General features: G+C 67.1%; 19 protein-coding genes and 1 pseudogene. 12 read left to right on the top strand and 8 right to left on the bottom strand.

Annotated features, from left to right (window positions below):
- Positions 1-16: 16 nt before the first annotated feature.
- Positions 17-1,459 carry a hypothetical protein gene (locus MZV50_RS15605; protein WP_252630186.1) on the bottom strand — a complete coding sequence of 481 codons (1,443 nt, stop codon included), beginning with the start codon at positions 1,457-1,459 and terminating at the stop codon, positions 17-19.
- 205 nt (positions 1,460-1,664) lie between these two features.
- Here MZV50_RS15605 and MZV50_RS15600 point away from each other — a divergent pair, with 205 nt between their 5' ends.
- From MZV50_RS15600 to MZV50_RS15585, 4 genes are read left to right on the top strand one after another with little or no spacing between them, the layout of a single operon-like run.
- Complete coding sequence (locus MZV50_RS15600; protein WP_252630184.1) at positions 1,665-2,972, top strand: serine hydrolase domain-containing protein; 1,308 nt, start codon at positions 1,665-1,667, stop codon at positions 2,970-2,972.
- A gap of 38 nt (positions 2,973-3,010) precedes the next feature.
- Positions 3,011-3,973 (top strand): quinone oxidoreductase family protein, encoded by a 963-nt coding sequence (locus MZV50_RS15595; protein ID WP_252630183.1) that lies wholly within the window; start codon positions 3,011-3,013, stop codon positions 3,971-3,973.
- On the top strand, positions 3,970-4,902 hold the full coding sequence (locus MZV50_RS15590; protein ID WP_252630181.1) for an NAD(P)H-dependent flavin oxidoreductase: 933 nt from the start codon (positions 3,970-3,972) through the stop codon (positions 4,900-4,902). Before MZV50_RS15595 ends, MZV50_RS15590 begins: the two co-directional genes overlap by 4 nt.
- 11 nt (positions 4,903-4,913) lie before the next feature.
- Positions 4,914-5,681, top strand: coding sequence for an SDR family NAD(P)-dependent oxidoreductase (locus MZV50_RS15585; protein WP_252630180.1), 768 nt, complete (start codon positions 4,914-4,916; stop codon positions 5,679-5,681).
- A gap of 23 nt (positions 5,682-5,704) precedes the next feature.
- Here the strand turns inward: MZV50_RS15585 and MZV50_RS15580 are convergent, their stop codons facing one another.
- Positions 5,705-6,544, bottom strand: a complete 840-nt coding sequence (locus MZV50_RS15580; RefSeq protein ID WP_252630178.1) for an arginyltransferase — start codon at positions 6,542-6,544, stop codon at positions 5,705-5,707.
- A 126-nt stretch (positions 6,545-6,670) separates the two neighbouring features.
- A complete protein-coding gene (locus MZV50_RS15575; RefSeq protein WP_252630176.1) occupies positions 6,671-7,573 on the bottom strand; it encodes a flagellar motor protein MotB in 903 nt (300 codons plus the stop codon).
- Positions 7,574-7,658: 85 nt separating this feature from the next.
- Between MZV50_RS15575 and MZV50_RS15570 the strand changes: the two genes are divergently transcribed.
- A complete protein-coding gene (locus tag MZV50_RS15570; protein WP_436792179.1) occupies positions 7,659-8,543 on the top strand; it encodes an NAD(P)-dependent oxidoreductase in 885 nt (294 codons plus the stop codon).
- 3 nt (positions 8,544-8,546) lie between these two features.
- On the opposite strand, the gene MZV50_RS15565 is transcribed toward MZV50_RS15570, so the two are convergent.
- From MZV50_RS15565 to bioF, 3 genes and pseudogenes are all read right to left on the bottom strand, one after another.
- On the bottom strand, positions 8,547-9,317 hold the full coding sequence (locus MZV50_RS15565; protein ID WP_252630172.1) for a hypothetical protein: 771 nt from the start codon (positions 9,315-9,317) through the stop codon (positions 8,547-8,549).
- Between the two features lie 65 nt (positions 9,318-9,382).
- A pseudogene (bioD, locus tag MZV50_RS15560) lies at positions 9,383-10,034 on the bottom strand (dethiobiotin synthase).
- Positions 10,031-11,185: an 8-amino-7-oxononanoate synthase gene (bioF, locus tag MZV50_RS15555; RefSeq protein WP_252630170.1), complete on the bottom strand. Its 1,155-nt coding sequence runs from the start codon at positions 11,183-11,185 to the stop codon at positions 10,031-10,033. The pseudogene bioD and the gene bioF overlap by 4 nt, the downstream one beginning before the upstream one ends.
- A gap of 74 nt (positions 11,186-11,259) precedes the next feature.
- Between bioF and MZV50_RS15550 the strand changes: the two genes are divergently transcribed.
- Both MZV50_RS15550 and MZV50_RS15545 read left to right on the top strand, forming a co-directional pair.
- Entirely contained in the window at positions 11,260-12,522 is a 1,263-nt protein-coding gene (locus MZV50_RS15550) for an adenosylmethionine--8-amino-7-oxononanoate transaminase (protein ID WP_252630169.1), read from the top strand.
- A 32-nt stretch (positions 12,523-12,554) separates the two neighbouring features.
- Complete coding sequence (locus MZV50_RS15545) at positions 12,555-13,460, top strand: DMT family transporter (protein WP_252630168.1); 906 nt, start codon at positions 12,555-12,557, stop codon at positions 13,458-13,460.
- On the opposite strand, the gene MZV50_RS15540 is transcribed toward MZV50_RS15545, so the two are convergent.
- Entirely contained in the window at positions 13,457-13,945 is a 489-nt protein-coding gene (locus tag MZV50_RS15540) for a hypothetical protein (RefSeq protein WP_252630167.1), read from the bottom strand. The genes MZV50_RS15545 and MZV50_RS15540 overlap by 4 nt on opposite strands.
- 44 nt (positions 13,946-13,989) lie before the next feature.
- Entirely contained in the window at positions 13,990-14,514 is a 525-nt protein-coding gene (sodC, locus tag MZV50_RS15535; RefSeq protein ID WP_252630166.1) for a superoxide dismutase[Cu-Zn], read from the bottom strand.
- A gap of 125 nt (positions 14,515-14,639) precedes the next feature.
- On the opposite strand from sodC, the gene gyrA reads away from it, so the two are divergent.
- The 5 genes from gyrA to MZV50_RS15510 all read left to right on the top strand — a co-directional run bounded on the left by gyrA (position 14,640) and on the right by MZV50_RS15510 (position 20,129).
- On the top strand, positions 14,640-17,396 hold the full coding sequence (gyrA, locus tag MZV50_RS15530; RefSeq protein ID WP_252630165.1) for a DNA gyrase subunit A: 2,757 nt from the start codon (positions 14,640-14,642) through the stop codon (positions 17,394-17,396).
- A 29-nt stretch (positions 17,397-17,425) separates the two neighbouring features.
- A complete protein-coding gene (gene coaD, locus MZV50_RS15525; protein ID WP_252630164.1) occupies positions 17,426-17,917 on the top strand; it encodes a pantetheine-phosphate adenylyltransferase in 492 nt (163 codons plus the stop codon).
- Positions 17,918-17,983: 66 nt separating this feature from the next.
- Complete coding sequence (locus MZV50_RS15520; RefSeq protein WP_252630163.1) at positions 17,984-18,334, top strand: AraC family ligand binding domain-containing protein; 351 nt, start codon at positions 17,984-17,986, stop codon at positions 18,332-18,334.
- 117 nt (positions 18,335-18,451) lie between these two features.
- Positions 18,452-19,285 (top strand): peptidylprolyl isomerase, encoded by an 834-nt coding sequence (locus MZV50_RS15515; protein ID WP_252630162.1) that lies wholly within the window; start codon positions 18,452-18,454, stop codon positions 19,283-19,285.
- 1 nt (position 19,286) lies between these two features.
- Positions 19,287-20,129, top strand: a complete 843-nt coding sequence (locus tag MZV50_RS15510; RefSeq protein ID WP_252630160.1) for a peptidylprolyl isomerase — start codon at positions 19,287-19,289, stop codon at positions 20,127-20,129.
- Positions 20,130-20,160: the final 31 nt, after the last annotated feature.

Raw genomic sequence — 20,160 nt, 5'->3', positions numbered from 1 at the left:
TGGAAGGGCTGAAGTTCTAGGCCGCGAAGAGGATGTCGGCCGCCTCGCTGGACTTGCCGACGGTCAGGCCGGTGACGCCTGCCAGCTTGATCAGGCCGTCGCCCGCATCGAGCCCGGCCACGCCGTTATTGTGGAAGATGTAGGTATCGTTGCCCCACTCGAAGACGGTGTTGTTGTTGGCGGCGGTGATCCCGGCATAGGCCGTCAGGGCCTCATCGAAGGTGGCGGTGGTGACGAAGTAGAGCTGCTTCTTCTCGCCCGGACCGGCCACGCCGGCGAAGCCGAGCAGGTCGAAGCCTTTCTGGAAATCCTCGATCACCGCGATGTCGGTCACCTTGCCGCCGGCCAGGTGCAGCGTGGCGAACGAGCCGATGTCGATGCTGTCGTAGCCGGCGCCCGTGATGACGTGGCCGTCCAGCTTCTCAAGGAAGATCTGGTCGTTGCCGGTCCCGGTGTCGATCAGGCCGCGCATGACGCCGTTGTCGACCAGGACGATGTCGTTGCCGCCGGCGGTGCGGATGTGCTTGCCCGCGTCCAGGCCGCCGGGACCGTCGGTGATGATCGGCTTGATCACGTCGTTGCCGTCGCTGGCCAGGACGTGGGTGTTATCGTCGGGTTCCTGGTTGAAGGCGTCCACGTTCCAGTCGTGGGCGAAGCTGGCCTTCTCGCCGGGCAGGCCGGGATGGTCCGGACCACCTTCTGCGTAATCGCCGCCCTCGCCGTATAGCGAGATGAAGGCGTTGACGGGGGTGACCTTGCCCTCCAGGCCGACGTCAGCCAGGTAGGCCTTCATCGCCTCGACATAGGGGCCCTGGCCGCTCTTGACCGCCTCGGCCATCAACCAGCCGACCATGGCCGCGCGGGTGCCGATACCGAACGAGCCGTCGCCGCCGATGTCCTCGAAATGGGCGAAGCGGGCTTGGGTCCCGCCATGGCCGTCCGGCACCGGCTCGGCGAAGATGGCGAGGATCTCGTCCAGGGTCTTCTCGACGCCGAACAGCTTCAGATAGGCCTTCTGGAAGGTGTTGATGGGCGAGGCGTTCTCGCCGTAGGCGGCCGAGAACTCGTCCTTGGCGTCGCCGAACTTCACCAGGTTGAGGGCGAAGTTGATGAAGCGATCCTCGAGGCTGAAGCCGGCATAGTAGTCGCTGTTCAGGTTGTTGGGATTGCCGCCCTTCGCCGAGACCAGATAGTCGAGCCCGGCCGAACCCAGGCTGATGTCGGTGAGGAAGCCGTAGGACAGCACGGCGACCTGGGTGGTGGCCTTGGCGCTATCCTGGATCCAGTCGACGGCGGCGGCATAGGTCCAGATGTCGCCGGCCACCTGGCCGCCGCGCGCGATGTCGATGCCCTGGGCCATCAGCGTCAGCTGCGTCCAGGCGCTTTCCGGAAGATCGGAATTGGCCGGCAGGCGGTGAACGTTGCGGTAGATTGAGACCAGGTTGTCGATCGTGGCCATGGAGCAGCCCCCTTCATGTATATTTCGTAATCCCTCGTGCAGTAAAAAATATACATGAACGCCGTTCGATCAACCCCGCTTTGAATGAAAAAACCTTAACGTGAGCGACCATCGGGCGTGCCGGGCCCCGTCGCTGAAAAAGCGGGTTTCATCCCGCGAGGACGCCCTCTAAGGTCGCCTCAAACATCTGTTCGGGAGGTGGGGCTTGGCGTTTCGCAATTTGATCGCGGCGGTGTTGGCCGCGACCGTGCTTGGGGGCGGTTCTTCCGCCGTTCTGGCCGCCACGCCCGCCATCGTCGCGGCCGCCCCGCAGAGCGCCGGCTTCTCGGCCGAGGGGCTGAAGAAGCTGGACGCCCATATGCAGGGCCTGGTCGACACCGGCCATCTGCCGGGTGTCACCACCATGCTGGTCCGTCATGGCAAGGTCGTGAACTTCGAAGTCCACGGCAAGAAGGGCTTCGACGGCCCGCCCATGACCAGGGACACGGTCTTCCGCATCTACTCCCAGACCAAGCCGGTCACCGGCGTGGCGATGATGATCCTCTATGAGGAGGGCAAGTGGAAGCTGGACGACCCGGTCAGCAAGTACGTGCCGGAGTTCGCGTCCCTGCGGGTCTTCAAGGGCGTCAATCCCGACGGCTCGTTCGACACGGTTCCGGCCGACCGCCCGCCGACCATGCGCGAACTGATGAGCCATTCGGGCGGCTTCGCCTATGGCCTGGTCCCAGACAACCCGATCGACAAGGCCTATGTCGACACCGGCGTGCTGGGCGCGAAGTCTCGCCAGGAGTTCGTCCAGAAGGTCGCCGCCCTGCCGTTGGTGGCCCAGCCGGGGACGCGCTGGAAATACAGCGTCTCGGTCGACATCCAGGGGCTGATCATCGAGAAGCTGACCGGCATGTCGCTGGGCGACTTCATGCAGAAGCGGATCTTCGCGCCGCTGAAGATGACCGACACGGGCTTCTGGCTGCCGGCCGCCAAGACCGATCGTCTGGCGTCGCTGTACGTCTGGAGCCCCAAGGAGAAGAAGCTGGTTCCCGCCGAGGGCTTCATGGTGCTGGACATCAGCAAGCCGCCGGTCGTGGCCTCTGGAGGCGGCGGTCTGGTCTCGACCAACGCCGACTACGCCCGCTTCGCCCAGATGCTGCTGAATGGCGGCGCGCTGGAGGGCAAGCGGATCCTGAAGCCCGAGACCGTGAAGCTGATGCGGACGAACATGCTCAGCGACACGATCATGAACTCCAGCGAGCCGCCGTTCAACACGGCGCGGGGCAGGGGTTTCGGCCTCGATTTCGCCGTCGTGCTGGACAGCGCCAAGGCTGGGCCGCAGGGCGAGGGGACCTATAGCTGGGGCGGCGCGGCCGGCACCTGGTTCTGGATCGATCCCAAGAATGACCTCTTCTTCCTGGGCATGATTCACATCCTCAACAAGGACGGGGATCCGGCGATCAAGGACATCGACGATGACAGCGCCAAGCTGGTCTACGAAGCCCTCGTCGATCCGAAGAAGTGACTTTCCCAAGCAAGAACAAGAATTTCAGGGAGAATACGATGAAGGCCGCCGTCTATTACGAGACCGGGGCGCCGGACGTCCTTCGCTACGAGGACGTCCCCGATCCCGTCTGCCACCCGCAGGGCGTGGTGATCCGCGTCGAGGCGGTCAGCATCGAAGGCGGTGACACCCTCAACCGCGGCGGCGGCCAGATGGCTGGCAGTCCGCACATCGTCGGCTACCAGGCGGCCGGCGAGATCGTCGAGGTCGGAGCCGAGGTCAGCCACATGAAGGTCGGCCAGAAGGTCGTCACCGTGAACGCCTTTGGCTCGCATGCCGAATTGCGCGCGGTCCCGGCCCGCAACGCCTGGCCCATCCCGGACGGCTTCGACATCCAGAAGGCCTCGGCCATTCCGGTGCCGTTCGGCACGGCGCATGAGTGCCTGTTCGGCGCGGGCCGTTTGAAGGCCGGCGAGACCGTGCTGGTGCAGGCCGGGGCGGGGGCCGTCGGCCTGGCCGCGATCCAGCTGGCCAAGCAAGCCGGCGCGACGGTTCTGGCCTCGGCCTCCAGCGACGAGCGGCTGCAGCGCCTGACGGCGTTCGGCATGGACCACGGGATCAACTATCGCCGCGACGACCTGGTCGAGCAGGTGATGAAGCTGACCGGCGGCAAGGGCGTGGACCTGGTCGTCGACCCGGTCGGTGGCGCGACGCTTCAGGGCAGCTTGGGCGCGCTGGGCTATCGCGGCCGCATCTCGCTGGTCGGCAATGCCGGACGCGAGCCGATGAAGGTGGACGTCAGCTCGCTGATGGGCGGCAACCGGTCTTTGACCGGGGTCTTCCTGGGCGCCGAGATCATGACCGATCGTGTCCATGACATGATCCAGGACCTGATCGACCGCGCCGCCAAGGGTGAGCTGGAGGTCGTCATCGACAAGACCTTCCCGCTGTCGGAGGCGGCCGCCGCCCACGCCTATATCGAAAGCCGCCAGGCCGTGGGCCGGGTGCTGCTGGTCCCATGAACCGCGTCCTGAAGCATACGGGCGCCAGATACCCGATCGTCCAGGCCCCGATGGGCTGGATCGCCCGCTATCCGCTGGCCTCGGCGGTGTCGCGGGCCGGCGGCCTGGGGATCATCGAGACCTCGTCCGGTGAAACCGAAAACTGCAAGGCCGAGATCACCAAGATGGCCGACAGCGGCCTGCCGTTCGGGGTGAACCTGCCGATCCTGTTCCTGCGCGACGACGCGATGCTGCGCTTCGTCTGCGACAGTGGGGTCAAGTTCGTCACCACCTCGGCCGGCAGCCCCGCCAAGTTCGTCGGCCCGCTGAAGGACGCGGGCATCGTCGTCTATCACGCCGTGCCGACTGTCGATGCGGCGCTCAAATGCGTCGAGGCGGGCGTCGATGGCCTGGTCGTCGAGGGCGCCGAAGGCGGTGGCTTCAAGAATCCCGAGGAGGTTTCGACCCTGGTCCTGCTGCAGGCCATCCGGGCCAGGACCGACGTGCCGCTGATCGCGGCGGGCGGCATCTGCGACGGGCGGGGCATGGCGGCGGCCTTCGCGTTGGGCGCCGAGGCGATCCAGATGGGCACCCGTTTCGTCAGCTCGGCCGAGAGCCCGGTCCACGCCAACTACAAGGCCGCGATCACGGGCGCGAAGGAGACCGGCACCTGGGTGCTGAACAAGAAGGCCAGTCCCTGCATCCGCGCCATCAAGTCCGAGCTGACCAAGGAAATCCACGAGGCCGGCGTCATGCCGCCCGACGTGCTGAAGAACATTCTCGACGTCTACTTCGGCGGCGACATGGAGGCCGCGCCGGCGCTGGCGGGCCAGACCGTCGGCCTGATCGACGAGGTCAAGACCGCCCAGGCGATCATCGACGAGACCGTCGCCCAGTTCCACGACATCACCGGACGCCTTGGCGCCCTGGCCGCCGCGCGCGGCTTCTAGGAGTTATTGTTATGCAGAACCTGTTCTCGCTCGAAGGCCGCGTGGCCCTGGTGACCGGCGGCTCGCGCGGCATCGGCGCGATGATCGTCAAGGGCTTCCTGACCTATGGCGCCAAGCGTGTCTACATCACCGCCCGCAAGGCCGCCGCCTGCGACGCCGCGGCCGAGGAACTCAGCCAATACGGCGAGTGCGTCTCGCTGCCGGGCGACATCTCGACCCTGGAAGGGATCCAGGGCCTGGCCGACCGGATCAAGGAGCGCGAGGACAAGCTCGACATCCTGGTCAACAATGCCGGCGCGGCCTGGGGCGCGGCGTTCGACGAGTTCCCTGAAGCCGGCTGGGACAAGACCGTCGACCTCAACATGAAGACGCCGTTCTTCCTGACCCAGGCCCTGATCGGTCAGCTGCGCGCCGCCGCCAAGGACCGGGTGGCCAAGGTTATCAACATCGCCTCGATCGACGGTCAGTCGGTGACCAAGGACGAGACCTATCCCTACGGCGCGTCCAAGGCCGGTCTGCTGCACATGACCAAGCGCATGGCCCTGCGCCTGGCCGCCGACAACATCGCCGTCAGCTGCATCGCGCCGGGCGCCTTCGCCTCGGACATGAACAAGGTCGCCCGCGACCATGCCGACGCGGTGTCGAAAGCCATCCCGGCCGGGCGCATCGGCACGGAAGAGGACATGGCCGGCGCGGCCATCTATCTGGCCTCGCGGGCGGGGGACTACGTGATGGGCGGCGCGGTGACCGTCGACGGCGGCGTCAGCTTCGCCCGCTAGCGTGTGAGGAAGAGGGCCGGGCCTCAGCCCAGGTCCTCGATCTCCGCCGGTTCGGCGTCGCTGAGCGGCAGGTCGCAAGGATCCTTGGCTCCGCCGCGCATGCTGGGCGGACGGGCGCCGCGTTCGCGGGCCGACATCAGCGACCAGCCGCCAGGCTTGAGGATCTCCAGCGGCGAGAAGCGCGCCTTGTAGGCCATCTTCTCGCTGCCCGGCACCCAATAGCCCAGATAGACATAGGGCAGGCCGCCCTGCTGGGCCTGGACGATGTGGTCCAGGATGATGAACGAGCCCAGGCTGCGCTTGATCAGGTCCGGGTCGTAGAAGCTGTAGACTAGCGACAGGCCGTCGGCGAGGACATCGACCAGCACGCAGGCGATCAGGTCGCCCGGACCTCGGTCCTGCGACTTGCGACGATATTCGATCAGGTGGGTGCGGACCGCGGTGTCCTCGACCATGGCCACGTAGTCGGGCCAGGTCATCTCGGCCATGCCGCCGTCGGCGTGACGGGCAAGCAGGTAGCGACGCAGCAGCTCGAACTGCTCCAGCGTCGCCTCGGCCTCGACAAGATGGCGCTCGAGATCGTCGTTGCGGTTCAGGGTCTTTCGCTCGGAACGCGACAACACGTACTCGGCCGCCGGCGCCCGGGCCGACTGGCAGGCGCGGCAGGTCTCGCAGGCGGGACGGTAGGCGATGTTCTGGGAACGACGGAAGCCGACCTGGGTCAGGCTGTCGTTGACCGTCGGACCGTCGGACAGCGGCAGGTGGGCGAACACCTTCCGTTCCTCGCGGCCGGGCAAGTACGGGCAAGGCGTGGGCGCCGTCAGAAAGAACCGAAGCTGCCGCGTCGGAAAATGCTGCGTCACTGTAGCCCTAACCCCTCTCGTCTATCACCAGCCCTAAGGAGGATTAGGGGGCATAGCGTCCGGTTGCGCAAGCGTCACGGCGCGTCATCCATGGATCACGCGGCGAACGGTCACAGGTCGGCTCTTTTACAGGTTGTCGGGCAGGACCGGCTTTTCGCGCAGCAGGATGATCGAGATCCGGCGATTACCCGCCAGGGTTGGATCATCGGCGTACAGCGGCTCGGAATTGGCCTTTCCCGAAACCTGGTAGATGCGGTCGTCGTCGACGCCGGCGCCGCGCAGGATCTGACGCGAGGCGTCGGCGCGGCCGGCCGACAGGGCCCAGTCGCCGTCCTGCTTCTTGCCGTAAGCGTTGGCGCTGGTGTGGCCCGAGATGGTCACGCGGTTGGGCAGTTGGTTGATCACCTTGGCGACGGCGCGCAGCAGGATACGGGCGCGGTCGTTCGGCTCGCGCGAGTTCTCCTTGAACATCGAGCGGCCTTCCTGGTCGACCAGCTGGATGCGCAGGCCCTCCGGGGTTTGGTCGATCATGATCTGCTTCGACAGCTCGGCCAGTTCCGGCATGTCCTGCAGCGACTGGCGCAGGGACTGGGCGGCCGAGGCGAAGGCGTCCTGTTCCTTCTTGGCCAGGGCGTCGCGCAGGGCCTGTTCGCTGGCCGAGTCGAGATTGGCGGGGGTGGTGCTGCTCTGGCCGTCCTTTTCGACGTGGTCGGGCGCTTCGGGGGCCAGTTGCTGGATCACCGACATCTTGCCGTCGGCCTTGGCGCCGTCGTCGCCCAGCGAGGTGCCGCCCAGAATGCCGCCCGAGCCGCTGGTGGTCGACGAGATCGAGGCGGGCGCGAAATAGTCGGCGATGCCCTGCTTCTGCTCGGGGCTGGTCGTGTTCAGCAGCCACATCAGCAGGAAGAAGGCCATCATGGCCGTCACGAAGTCGGCATAGGCGACCTTCCACGCGCCACCATGGTGACCGTGTCCGCCGCCTTTCTTCACCTTCTTGATGATGATCGGCTGTTCGCTGTTGACCGCCATCGCGCTTAAGCCTGCTTAACCTTGAACCGGCAACCTGCCCAAAGGTCGTTAAGATGGGGTTGCCGCAGGGGGCGTCGGGCGCGTAATGCCGACCATCTTCCAGTGGAGCAGCGGCATGAAGACGGCGTTTATCGGCCTGGGCGTGATGGGCTTTCCGATGGCGGGCCACCTGAAGGCCGCCGGCCACGAGGTCGCCGTCTACAACCGCAGCCCCGAAAAGGCCCGCCGCTGGGCTGAAAAACACGGTGGCCAGGCGTTCGAGGCCATCGCCGAGGCGGTAAACGGGGCCGAGGTCGTGCTGCTGTGCGTGGGCAATGACGACGATGTCCGCGACGTCGTGGCGCAAGCCCTGCCGGCCCTGGCCGAGGGCGCCGTGATCGTCGACCACACCACCACCTCCGCCACGGTGGCCCGCGAGATGGCGGCGCTGCTGGCCCAGAGCGGCCGCGCCTTCGTCGACGCCCCGGTGTCGGGTGGCCAGGCCGGGGCCGAGAATGGCCAGCTGACCATCATGGCCGGCGGCGACCAGGCGTCTTACGACCGCGTGCTGCCGGTGATCGAGGTCTACGCCAAGGCCGTGCGCCGCATGGGCGAGGTGGGCGCGGGCCAGCTGACCAAGATGTGCAACCAGATCGCCATCGCCGGCGTCGTCCAGGGCGTGGCCGAGGCGCTGCACTTCGCCAAGCGCGCGGGCCTGCCGACCGACGACGTGCTGGCCGCCATCTCCAAGGGTTCGGCCCAGTCGTGGCAGATGGAAAACCGTTGGCCGACCATGGCGCGCGGCGAGTTCGACTTCGGCTTCGCCGTCGACTGGATGCGCAAGGACCTGGGCATCGCCCTGGAAGAGGCGACCCGGAACGGCGCCAAGCTGGAAAGCACGGCCCTGATCGACCGGTTCTACGCCGAGGTCCAGGCCATGGGCGGCAACCGGTGGGACACCTCCAGCCTGGTGGCGCGGCTAGAGAAGTAACGCCTAGCCCTTCTTCTTGCCGCCGCCCAGGCCGACCTTGGTGAGGTCGAGACCTTCCGTTGGGAAGGTCACTGTTTGTGAGCCAGCCTGATAGTAGGTTAGTTCCATGCGTGTGCTTTTGGCCTTGGCGAGGCGCGCGGCGACATTGCGAGCGCCTGTCAGGAAGACGATGTTCGATGAGTGATCTTCCGACGTAAGGGCTCCATTGCGGCCGGCCGGCGCGTCGCCGTAGCGGATCTTGATCGAGCAGCCGTCGTAGCTGTCGCACAGGATCTGCCCGTCGCCGTTTAGGCGATAGAAGACGTCGAAGCCGAACTTAGGACTGTTGCGGATACAGAGCTCGGCGGTGGTGGCCTTGTAAGGCCAATCGAGGTTTACGGTGTCGGTGGAATCAACACACGCCATCCGTGTCTTCCGGTCGGACATGGAGTCGACATCCTCGGAATAGGTCCAGGCGTAGTGTGGCGCGGCGGGCTCGCGCGGGGTAAGCGGCTGGATCGGCCCTGGTGGAAGATCGACAGGGACTGGCTGGTCGGATTTAGGCGTAGGCGTCTTGGGTAGTAGGCTGGCGAGCAAAGCCAACACCACGAATAGTGCTGCGCCGCCGCCCATCAGTGTGGTGAGGCGATTGGTGAAGCCGTCTTTGTCCTTGGTGGGCTCGTCGACGACCGGGGTGGCAGTTGACGAAGGCGCAGTGGATTGAGCCGCCTTCTGGGCCTCGAGCTTCGCTAGACGCGTTTTCAGTTCTGCGATCTCATCGTCGATATCAGCCATGTTCCCCCCGGAATCCACGGTGATCTTAGGGTGAGCGCTGCGTGATCGACAACCGGACTTGTCGGTCAGAGCAAATCGAGCAGGTCGCTAGCCTTCCAGGACTGGCACCTTGGCGCGACCAGGATCGGCGTCTGCCTTTCGAACGCCCGCAGCATCTCGACGGTTTGGGCCAGGTCTGGGGCGTCGAGGCTTTCGCTGATCGCGATCGCCGCCACGGTCAGGTCGCGTGCTCGCAAGACTTCCAGCGCGGTCAGCAGGTGGCTGGCGGTGCCGAGATAGCTGCCAGCGACCAGCAGGATCGGTAGGCTCAGAGCGACCATCAGGTCCAGATTGGTGGCGTCGTCGGTCATCGGCGACATGACGCCGCCGGCGCCTTCGATCAGCGCGAGGTCGACGTCGCGACCGTCCAGCCAGGTCCGGCAGTCGGCGGTCACGTCCGCGATGGCCAGGGCCTCCCCTCCAGGCGGGCGGCGAGATTCGGGGCCAGGGGGCGCGATAGCGCTTGGGCGAGACCTCCGACCAGGCGTCCGGGCGGCCGATGGCGGCGGCGAGGCGGGCCGGATCGCTGCTCGCTGGCGCATCGGGGTCGAAACCGCTGACGACCGGCTTGAAGGCGTCCACGCCCAGCCCTTTGGCGCGCGCGGCGCGCAGCAGAGCGCAGGCGATGTGGGTTTTGCCGAGATCGGTGCCGGTTCCGGCGACGAACAGCGCCTTCATGCCGCGGCCTTTCGCAGGACCGCGATCGCATCGGCCAGGCGCAACACGTCGGCGTCGGCGTGCTCGGCGCTGAACGCCACGCGCAGGCGGGCCGTGCCCTCGGGCACCGTCGGCGGGCGGATCGCCACGACCAGGAAGCCTTGACCTTCCAGCGCGGCGGAGGCCGCGAGGGCGGCGTCGGCCTCGCCCAGCACCACCGGCACGATCGGGCTATGGGCGTCCGGCAGGCCCAGGCGGCGGGTGAACAGGCGCGCTTTGGCCAGCGGTTGTTCGGTGAAGGCTGGATTGGTCTGGATGATGTCCAGCGACGCCAGGGCGGCGGCGGCCGAGGCGGGCGGCAGGCCGGTGGCGTAGACCAGGGTGCGGGCCCGGGTCTTCAGGAGATCGATCACCGCCTGCGAGCCGCACAGATAGCCGCCATACGACCCCAGTGCCTTGGACAGTGTGCCCATCTGCAGCGGGATTTTTGCGTCCGGGAACAAGGCGCCCGAACCGCGCCCTCCCGCCAGAACGCCGACCCCATGGGCGTCGTCGCTGAGCAGCCAGGCGTCGTGGCGTTCGCAGAGCGCCGACAGTTGGTCTAGCGGGGCGATGTCGCCGTCCATCGAAAAGACGCCGTCGGTGGCGACCAGGGCGTGGCGGACGCCGGGCCGTTCGGCCTCCAGCAGGCGGGCCAGATCGGCGACGTCGTTGTGGGCGAACTTGACGATCTTCGCGCCCGACAGCTGCGCGCCGGCCCAGATGCAGGCATGGGCCAGGGCGTCGACGAAGATCGCGTCGCCGGGCCCGACCAGGGTGGGAATGACGCCGGTATTGGCCAGATAGCCCGAACCGAACACGCAGGCGGCCTCGGTTCCCTTCAGGCGCGCCAGGCGCTTTTCCAGATCCGACAGCAGCGGGTGGTCACCGGTGACCAGGCGCGAGGCCGCCGCGCCCGCGCCATAGTTCAGCGCCGCCTCGGCCGCCGCCGCGCGGACGGCGGGGTGATGCGACAGGCCCAGATAGTCGTTGCACGAAAACGAGATCAGCCGCTTGCCGTCACGCTCCACGATCGCGCCGTCGTGGCGGCGGGTGGGCTTGAGCCGGCGGCGCAGGCTCTTGGCGTCCAGGGCCGTCAGCTTCTCGCCGGCGAAGGCGTCGAGGCTCTGCATGTCGTTTCCCTTTGCCGTGGCTGGTGGGCGGGAATAGGCAAGGCGCCCCGAGTCCGCAAACGGAAAGCGCCGCGATGTCCGATCCTGATTGGTTGACGCAAGGGTCGTCCAACGTCTGGCGGCCGTACTGCCAGATGAAGACCGCGCGGCCGCCGCTGCCGGTGGTGGCGACACGGGGCTCGAGGCTGGTGCTGGCCGACGGGCGCGAACTGGTGGACGGCCTGGCCTCGTGGTGGACGGCCTGCCACGGTTACAATCATCCCCATATCGCCCAGGCGCTGCGCGAGCAGATCGACCGCATGCCGCACGTGATGTTCGGCGGCCTGGCGCACGAGCCGGCCTATCGGCTGGCGGCGCGGCTGGCCAAGGCGCTGCCCGGCGACCTGGACCACGTCTTCTTCGCCGAGAGCGGCTCGGTCTCGGTCGAGATCGCCATGAAGATGGCCCTTCAGTTCCAGATCAATCGGGGTGTGCGCGGACGCACCAAATTTCTGGCTTTTCGGGGCGGCTATCACGGCGACACCCTGGCGACGATGACGGTCTGCGATCCGGAGGAGGGCATGCACAGCCTGTTCGCCGGCGTCATGCCCGCCCAGGTGATCGCCGACCTGCCGCGCGATGCGGTGAGCGAGGCGGCGCTGGACGCGCTGCTGGCCGAACGCGGCCACGAGATCGCAGCGATCCTCATCGAGCCGCTGGTCCAGGGCGCGGGCGGCATGCTGCTGCATGCGCCTGAGGTGCTGCGGACCCTGCGCCGCCTGGCCGACAAGCACGGCGTGCTGCTGATCTTCGACGAGATCTTCACGGGGTTTGGCCGTACCGGCACACTGTTCGCCATGCAGGCGGCGGGGATCGAGCCCGACATCGTCACGCTATCCAAGGCCCTGACCGGTGGGACCCTGCCGCTGTCGGCGGCGGTGGCCTCGCGCAAGGTGTTCGAGGCCTTCTGGTCCGACGATCCGGGCGCGGCGCTGATGCACGGGCCGACCTACATGGCCAATCCGCTGGCCTGCGCGGCGGCCAACGCCTCGCTTGACCTGTTCGAGGATGGGACCTGGGCGGCGAACGTGGCGCGGGTGTCGGCGGCGCTGGCCCAGGGGCTGGCGCCGTGCCGGACGGGTCGGGGCGTGGTCGATGTCCGCACGCTGGGCGCGATCGGCGTTGTCGAGTTCGACGCCCCGGTGGCCGTGGGCGATCTCTGCGCGCGGTTCGCCGAGCTGGGCGCCTGGATCCGGCCTATGGGCAAGCTGGTCTATCTGACGCCGGCCTTCAGCACGTCGGACGCGGATCTCGACCTGTTGACGGCGGCTGTCCGCGAGGTGGTCGGCGTCGGTTGACCCGAGGGGGCGCGTCTGGTCCAAGCACGGCCATGTCCGGCAAGTCGTCTCCGCTCACGGTCGTGGAATATCTCGCCATCCTGGCGATCATCCTGACCTGGGGGCTCAACAACGTCGCCGCCAAGATCGCCACCGCCTATCTGCCGCCGATGCTGATGGGCGGCCTGCGGTTCACCGCGGCGCTGATCTTCCTGATCCCGTTCGTCAAGCCGCCGTTCCCCGAGCCCCGGAAGCTGCTGTTGATCGTGCTGCTGACTGGGCCGATCCACTTCGGCATGATCTATCTGGCGTTCAGCATGGCCGACGCCCTGAGTCCGCTGGTCGTGGCCAGCCAGCTGTGGATCCCGTTCACCGCCATCTTCGCCTGGCGGATGCTGGGCGAGACCATGCGGCCGCCGGCGGTGATCGGCCTGGTGATCGCCTTCGTCGGCGTGGCCTGGATGAGCCTGGATCCGCATGCGTCCCGCGACCTTCCGGCGATCGCGCTGATGGTCTTCGCTGGCGCCTGCTGGGCCGTGGCCACGGTGCTAGTGCGCAAGACGCCAGGCATCAAGCCGCTGAAGATGCAGGGCATGACCGCCCTGGTCGCCGCGCCGACGCTGCTGGCCATGTCGTTCGTGTTCGAGACCGGTCAGGTCGCCAAGGCCCAGGCCGCGCCGCCGATCGCCTGGGCTGCGGTGCTGTTCGCCGGCGTGGTCTCGACCATCGGCGCCAGCGCGTTGCTATTCTGGCTGGTCCAACGTCGCGAAGCTGGGCGCGTGACGCCCTATTTCCTGCTGACGCCGCTGGTGTCCTGCTCGATCGGGATCCTGTTCCTGGGCGACCGCCTGACGCCGCAACTGCTGATCGGCGGCGGCGCGACCATGGTCGGCGTGGCCCTGGTGGCCCTGACCGAGAAGCGCGGCAAGGCCACGGAGGCGTTGACGGAGGCGGCTTAGCCCTTGGCTGGCGGGCACTGTTCCGCCGGTCTGCCGCTCAGCAGCGCCGGGGCCGCCTGGCTCTCCGTCTGGCCGGCTTCGCCGGTATAGGCGCCCGTCACCAGCTTGCCGCTCACGCCGAACGCCTCGCCGGGGTGGTGGCGGATCAGGAAGAGGCCGTCCAGGTCTTCCAAGTCGTCGACGCTGATGAACGCCGCGCCGACCGTGGCGAAGCCTTTTATCCGTCCGCGCGCGGCCTTGAGATCCCAGCCCGGCGGCGTACGGCAGATGGCGATGACCTCCGCGCCGGCCAGCTGAAGCTCGAAAGCCTGGAGATTCTGATCGGCGTTCGCCGGCCGCCAGGCCAGCGACACCAGTTCCGTCGCCGGCGTTGCGGAGGCCGCTGGCGGCTTGGAAGCCTTCGCCGTGTCCTTGTCGCCCCTGTTGTTGCAGGCGGCCGTCGCGGCCAGGGCGAGCATGATGAGCGACAGTCGCCAGATACGCATGGGATCTCCCGCCACGAGATGAATCGTGGCGGGAGGGTAGGGGCTTACTTGAACACGCCGCAAGCGGCGCGCGCGCCGGCGCCGCCGATCGGCTGGCTGGTGTGGTCGTCGGGGTTGGCGTGGACGACGATCGAGCTGCCGTCGGCGTCGAGCAGGGCCGGGCGGCCGCCCGCGCCCTTCAGCGACACCAGGGTCGAATAGGCCTCGGCCGTGGCCGAGCCGTCGGCGCCGGCGAAGACGTTGGGCAGATCGCCGCTGTCGTTGGCGGCCGGATTCAGCAGGCCGTGGGTCACCTGGGCGGTGGTATGGACGTGGGCCCCGGCCGACTTGAAGTCCGGCGCGCCGCAGTCGCCCTTTTCGTGGAAGTGAACGGCATGCCAGCCCGGCGTCAGGCCCTTGAGCTCAAGCTTGAGCAGCACGCCGTGCGGGGCCTCGGTCAGGGTGACGACGCCGGCGTCCTTGCCGTCGCCGGTCTTGACCACGGCAGTCGCGGTGGTCTGAGCCAGCACGGGGGAGGCGGCGATCAGCGTCGCGAGGGCGACACCGGTGGCTGCGGGAAGGCGGATCATGCGTTTTTCCTTCGGATTCAAGCGAACAGCAGGGGATGAAGCGGCTGGAAAGGTGGCGCCTTCCACATCCCAATGCTAACAGTTTCAGACTGTTCCGTGTCCGATTCTGACGGCGAAAAATCCCCTTGAGCGACGAACACACCACGATCCCCGCTGACGGTCCGCGCGGGGATGTCGCCCCGATCAATATCGAGGACGAGCTCCGCCGCTCCTATCTCGACTACGCTATGAGCGTGATCGTCAGCCGCGCCCTGCCGGACGCGCGCGACGGCCTGAAGCCCGTGCACCGTCGAGTTCTGTTCTCGATGCACGAGCAGGGGCAGACGCCCGAGCGTCCCTACGTCAAGTCGGCCCGCGTGGTCGGCGACGTGATGGGTAAGTATCACCCGCACGGCGACGCCTCGATCTACTTCACCCTGGTCCGCATGACCCAGTCGTTCTCGATGGGCCTTGTGCTGATCGACGGCCAGGGCAACTTTGGTTCGGTCGATGGCGATATGCCCGCGGCCATGCGCTACACGGAATGCCGCATGGCCCCGCCGGCCATGTCGCTGCTGGCCGACCTGGACAAGGACACGGTCGACTTCGCCGACAACTACGACGGCAAGGAGCAGGAACCGACCGTCCTGCCGTCGCGGATCCCGAACCTGCTGGTCAACGGCGCGGGCGGCATCGCCGTCGGCATGGCCACGAACATCCCGCCGCATAATCTGGGCGAAGTGATCGACGCCTGCCTGCTGCTGATCGATCAGCCGGACGTCACCACCGACCAGTTGCTGGACTTGGTGCCCGGCCCCGACTTCCCCACGGGCGGCGAGATCATCGGCCGCGCGGGTCCGCGCCAGGCGCTGCTGACCGGTCGCGGCTCGGTGATCATGCGCGGCGTGGCCAGCGTCGAGGAGCTGCGCGCCGGCCGCGAAGCCATCATCATCACCGAGATCCCGTATCAGGTGAACAAGGCCAATCTGGTCGAGTACATCGCCGAACTGGTCCGCGATAAGAAGATCGAGGGCATCGCCGACATTCGCGACGAGTCCAACCGCGACGGCATGCGGATCGTGGTCGAGCTGAAGCGTGACGCCTCGGGCGAGGTGATCCTGAACCAGCTGTACCGCTTCACGGCGCTGCAGACCTCGTTCGGCGTCAACATGCTGGCCCTGAATCGTGGGCGACCCGAGCAGATGGGCCTGCACCAGCTGATCCAGCTGTTCGTCGAGTTCCGCGAGGAAGTCGTCGTCCGTCGGACCAAGTTCGAGCTCGGCAAGGCCCGCGATCGGGGGCACGTGCTGGTCGGCCTGACCATCGCCGTCGCCAATATCGACGAGTTCATCCACATCATCCGCTCGTCCAAGGATCCGACCGAGGCCCGCGAGCGCCTGGTGGCCAAGTCCTGGCCCGCCGGCGACATGCTGCCGCTGGTCGAGCTGATCGCCGACCCGCGCACGATCCAGGAAGCGGGCGGCCTGATCCGCCTGACCGACGAGCAGGCCCGCGCCATCCTGGCCCTGACCCTGTCGCGCCTGACCGGCCTGGGCCGCGACGAGATCGGCAACGAGGCCGCCGCCCTGGCCGACGCCATCCGTGGCTATCTGGAGCTGCTGTCAGACCGCGCCAACATCATGGCCGTGGTCCGCGAGGAGTTGGTCGAGGTCCGCGAGAAGTTCGCCATCCCGCGCCGCTGCCAGATCGTCGACGGCGACGCCGACATGGAAGACGAGGACCTGATCGTCCGCGAGGACATGGTCATCACCGTCACCATGGGCGGCTACGTCAAGCGCACCCCGCTGGCCAACTACCGCACCCAGCACCGGGGCGGCAAAGGCAAGTCGGGCATGGCGACCAAGACCGAGGACGCGGTCACCCGCGTGTTCTCGGCCTCGACCCACGCCCCGCTGCTGTTCTTCACCTCGGGCGGCAAGGTCTACAAGATGAAGGTGTGGCGCCTGCCGCAGGGCGTCGCCAATTCGCGCGGCAAGGCGTTCGTCAACCTGCTGCCGATCGAGCCCGGCGAAACCATCACCTCGATCCTGGCCCTGCCGGAGGACGAGGCGACCTGGGGCGGTCTGGACGTGATGTTCGCCACTCGCTCGGGCAGCGTGCGTCGCAACAAGCTCAGCGACTTCGTTGACGTCCGCCGCAACGGCAAGATCGCCATGAAGCTGGACGAAGGCGACGGCATCGTCGGCGTGTCGGTCTGCAACGCCGATCAGGATGTCCTGCTGACCACGGCCGCCGGCCGCTGCATCCGCTTCTCGGTCGACGAGGTGCGCGTGTTCGCCAGCCGTGACTCGACCGGCGTGCGCGGCGTGAAGCTGGCGGGCGGGGACACCGTCATCTCGATGGCCGTGCTGCGCAGCGTCGACGCCACCCCGGCCGAACGCGCCGCCTACCTCAAGCACCAGCGCGCCATGCTGCGCGCTGCCGGCGAGGAGGGCGACGACGCCCCCGCCGCCGTGGAGGAGGGCGATGAGGACGGCGACGAAACCACTCTGACGCCGGAACGCATCGCCGAGCTCGGCGCGGCCGAGGAAATCCTGCTGACTGTGTCGTCGGAAGGCTTCGGCAAGCGCACCAGCGCCTACGATTTCCGCCGCACGGGCCGTGGCGGTCAGGGCCTGGCCGCTCAAGATCTCAGCAAGCGCGGCGGGCGTTTGGTCGGCTCGTTCCCCATCGAGGAAAGCGACCAAATCCTGCTGGTGACGGATCAAGGTCAGCTCATCCGGGTGCCCGTCTCGCAAATTCGTGTTGCAGCGCGGAATACTCAGGGCGTAACCATCTTCCGCACCGCGCAGGACGAACACGTCGTCAGCGTCGAGCGCCTCGCCGATTCCGGCGGAGACGACAACCAGGGCGAGGACAATGGGGCGGAAGAGACCCTGTAACCCCTCGAACCCTTAGAGCAGGGGGTTGCATGCGGGTCGGGCTTTATCCGGGGACCTTCGATCCGGTCACCAATGGTCACCTCGACATCATCGGGCGGGCCGTGAAGCTGGTCGACAAGCTGGTGATCGGCGTGGCGGTGAATACGGGCAAGGGGCCGCTGTTCTCCTTGGACGAACGGGTCGCGATCCTGCAGCGCGAGACGGCGCACCTGACCAAGATCGCCGAGATCGAGGTCCGGCCGTTCGAGAGCCTGCTGATGCACTTCGCCCGGGACGTGAACGCCCAGATGATCGTGCGCGGCCTGAGGGCCGTGGCCGACTTCGAATACGAATTCCAGATGACGGCGATGAACCAGCAGCTGGATCGCGAGATCGAGACCGTCTTTCTGATGGCCGATCCGCGCCACCAGGCGATCGCCTCGCGTCTGGTCAAGGAGATCGCGGCCCTGGGCGGCGATATCTCCAAGTTCGTGCCAAGCGGCGTCGCCGAGCAATTGCTGGCCAAGGTCGGCAAGCGCTGACCCCATCGGGAACTTCCTCGCCGACCAACCGTACTCCTCGCACCTCGCGGCCCATGGAGCAGGGTGATGAAGGTCGGCAAGTTCTCGATCGCGGAGACGTCGCTGGAGCGTTCACCCGGACAAGACGCCGACGTCTTCGTGGGCAATGTTGTCGATGAGCGGCATGGCGGACCGGTCACCATCGGCTATGGACGGTATGGACCGGGGCAGACGCTCGCCGAGACGATGGCCGTCGACGACGTCATGATCGTGCTCGAAGGGCGGATCTCGGTTTCGTCCGACGCGGGGACGGTCACCGCCGGGCCTGGCGAGATCATCTACATGCCCAAGGGAGAGGCGGTGACCATTCGTGCTCACGAAGAGGGCGCGACGACCGCCTATGTCACCTATCCGCACTGGCGGCCGGCCCACGCGTAGGGCGCGCGGGCTCCGCCCCGATCCGGCCGAAATCCTGCGCTTCAACAGCCACCGCACTTGTCGGGGAGGCCGTGTCGTTCTACGCCCGGCCGCGACCTATTCTGTTCGGGGTATTCGATGAAGCTCGCCATGACCGCCGCCGCGCTGGCGCTCGCCGCCGCTGCGACCTCCTTTGGGGCGGCCTCGGCCCAGAGTGTCTCCGACTGGCGCACCCCTGACCCGAATAACGTCATCGTCGTGGAGACCAACAAGGGCCGGATTATCGCCGAGCTCTATCCGCAGGTCGCGCCGAACCATGTCGAACGCGTGCGCGGGCTGGTGAAGAGCGGCTTCTACGACGGCCTGACCTTCTTCCGGGTGATCAGCGATTTCATGGCCCAGACGGGCGATCCGCAGAACACCGGCATGGGCGGTTCGGACCAGCCCAACCTGACCGCCGAGTTCACCTTCCGCCGCGGCGCGGACCTGCCGCTGGCCCAGGGCTTCAAGGTCGGAAGCAACGAGTCCGGCTGGGTAGGCGTCCTGCCGGTGACCAGCCAAAATTCGGCGCTCGCGGTGATGACGGCCGACCGCAAGGTCGCCACCTGGGGCAACTTCTGTCCGGGTGTGCTGGGCATGGCCCGCGCTGGCGATCCCGACAGCGCCAACAGCCAGTTCTTCTTCATGCGCCAGACCAACGCCTCGCTGGACAAGACCTACACCGCCTTTGGGCGCGTGCTGCAGGGCGTCGACGTCGTGCGCAACATCAAGACCGGCGAACCCGTTCCAGATCCGCAGGACAAGATGATCAGCGTCAAGCTGCTGGCCGATCTGCCGGCCGACAAGCGCCCGACCATCCAGGTGATGAACACCGGCTCGGCCGCCTTCAAGGCGCTGGTCGCCAAGCGCCAGGGCGAGCTGGGCGGTAGTTTCACCAATTGCGATGTGGATGTGCCCGTTCAGGTGAAATGACATGATCCGTTCTCGCGCGCTGTTGGCGGGGCTCTGCCTCGCGGCCTTGTCCGGTTCGGCCTTCGCGGCGGCGACGGCCAAGCCGACGGAAGCGGACTGGCGGACACCCGCGCCCGAGACGGTGATGGTGATCGACACCAACAAGGGGCGGGTTCTAGTCGAGCTTGTTCCGGACGTCGCGCCGAACCACGTCTCGCGCCTGCAGGCGCTGACCCGGAGCGGTGTCTATGATGGTCGCACCTTCTTCCGGGTCATCGACAAGTTCATGGCCCAGACGGGGGATCCGACCAATACAGGGGAGGGCGGGACCGAACTGCCCAATCTCAAGGCCGAGTTCACGTTCCGCCGCGCGGCGGACACCGGCTTCGTGGCGATGGCCGCGCCAGCCGGCCTGGAGGTCGGCTATGTCAAATCGCTGCCGGTCGTCAGCCAGGCCTGGAGTTGGAGCGACATGACCAGCGACAAGAAGGTCGCCGCCTGGGGAACCTATTGCCCCGGCGTGGTCGGCATGGCCCGCGACGAGGACAACAACTCGGCCAACAGCCAGTTCTTCCTCATGCGTCAGCCCTATCCGTCGCTGGACAAGCGTTATACGGCCTTCGGCCGGGTGATCAGCGGTCTCGACGCCGTCCGCGCCATCAAGACCGGCGAGCCCGCGCCCGCGCCGCAGGATTTGATGACCAAGGTCCGTTTGCTGAGCGATATTCCCGAAAGTGAACGGCCCAAGGTGCGGGTGATCGACCCGAAAGGGGCCTGGTTCGCGGCCGAAACCAAGCGCTTGCGGGCCTTGAAGGGCGCTGACTTCTCGGTCTGCGACATCGACCTGCCGGTCGAGGTTCATTGAGCCAATTCCCGATTTCGGGCTGGACTTGGTT

The organism is Caulobacter segnis, from assembly GCF_023935105.1.
Taxonomy (GTDB): Bacteria; Pseudomonadota; Alphaproteobacteria; order Caulobacterales; family Caulobacteraceae; genus Caulobacter; species Caulobacter segnis_B.
Note: the sequence above shows the minus strand (reverse complement) of the source record. Positions and strands in the feature narration are given on the sequence as shown.

Coding starts and splice junctions, on each gene's coding strand:
- MZV50_RS15605 (WP_252630186.1), bottom strand. CDS start 1,459: ATGGCCACGATCGACAACCTGGTCTCAATCTACCGCAACGTTCACCGC.
- MZV50_RS15585 (WP_252630180.1), top strand. CDS start 4,914: ATGCAGAACCTGTTCTCGCTCGAAGGCCGCGTGGCCCTGGTGACCGGC.
- coaD (WP_252630164.1), top strand. CDS start 17,426: ATGCGGGTCGGGCTTTATCCGGGGACCTTCGATCCGGTCACCAATGGT.
- MZV50_RS15570 (WP_436792179.1), top strand. CDS start 7,659: ATGCCGACCATCTTCCAGTGGAGCAGCGGCATGAAGACGGCGTTTATC.
- MZV50_RS15590 (WP_252630181.1), top strand. CDS start 3,970: ATGAACCGCGTCCTGAAGCATACGGGCGCCAGATACCCGATCGTCCAG.
- MZV50_RS15565 (WP_252630172.1), bottom strand. CDS start 9,317: ATGGCTGATATCGACGATGAGATCGCAGAACTGAAAACGCGTCTAGCG.
- MZV50_RS15515 (WP_252630162.1), top strand. CDS start 18,452: ATGAAGCTCGCCATGACCGCCGCCGCGCTGGCGCTCGCCGCCGCTGCG.
- bioF (WP_252630170.1), bottom strand. CDS start 11,185: ATGCAGAGCCTCGACGCCTTCGCCGGCGAGAAGCTGACGGCCCTGGAC.
- MZV50_RS15575 (WP_252630176.1), bottom strand. CDS start 7,573: ATGGCGGTCAACAGCGAACAGCCGATCATCATCAAGAAGGTGAAGAAA.
- MZV50_RS15540 (WP_252630167.1), bottom strand. CDS start 13,945: ATGCGTATCTGGCGACTGTCGCTCATCATGCTCGCCCTGGCCGCGACG.
- MZV50_RS15520 (WP_252630163.1), top strand. CDS start 17,984: ATGAAGGTCGGCAAGTTCTCGATCGCGGAGACGTCGCTGGAGCGTTCA.
- MZV50_RS15550 (WP_252630169.1), top strand. CDS start 11,260: ATGTCCGATCCTGATTGGTTGACGCAAGGGTCGTCCAACGTCTGGCGG.
- MZV50_RS15545 (WP_252630168.1), top strand. CDS start 12,555: ATGTCCGGCAAGTCGTCTCCGCTCACGGTCGTGGAATATCTCGCCATC.
- MZV50_RS15510 (WP_252630160.1), top strand. CDS start 19,287: ATGATCCGTTCTCGCGCGCTGTTGGCGGGGCTCTGCCTCGCGGCCTTG.
- MZV50_RS15595 (WP_252630183.1), top strand. CDS start 3,011: ATGAAGGCCGCCGTCTATTACGAGACCGGGGCGCCGGACGTCCTTCGC.
- sodC (WP_252630166.1), bottom strand. CDS start 14,514: ATGATCCGCCTTCCCGCAGCCACCGGTGTCGCCCTCGCGACGCTGATC.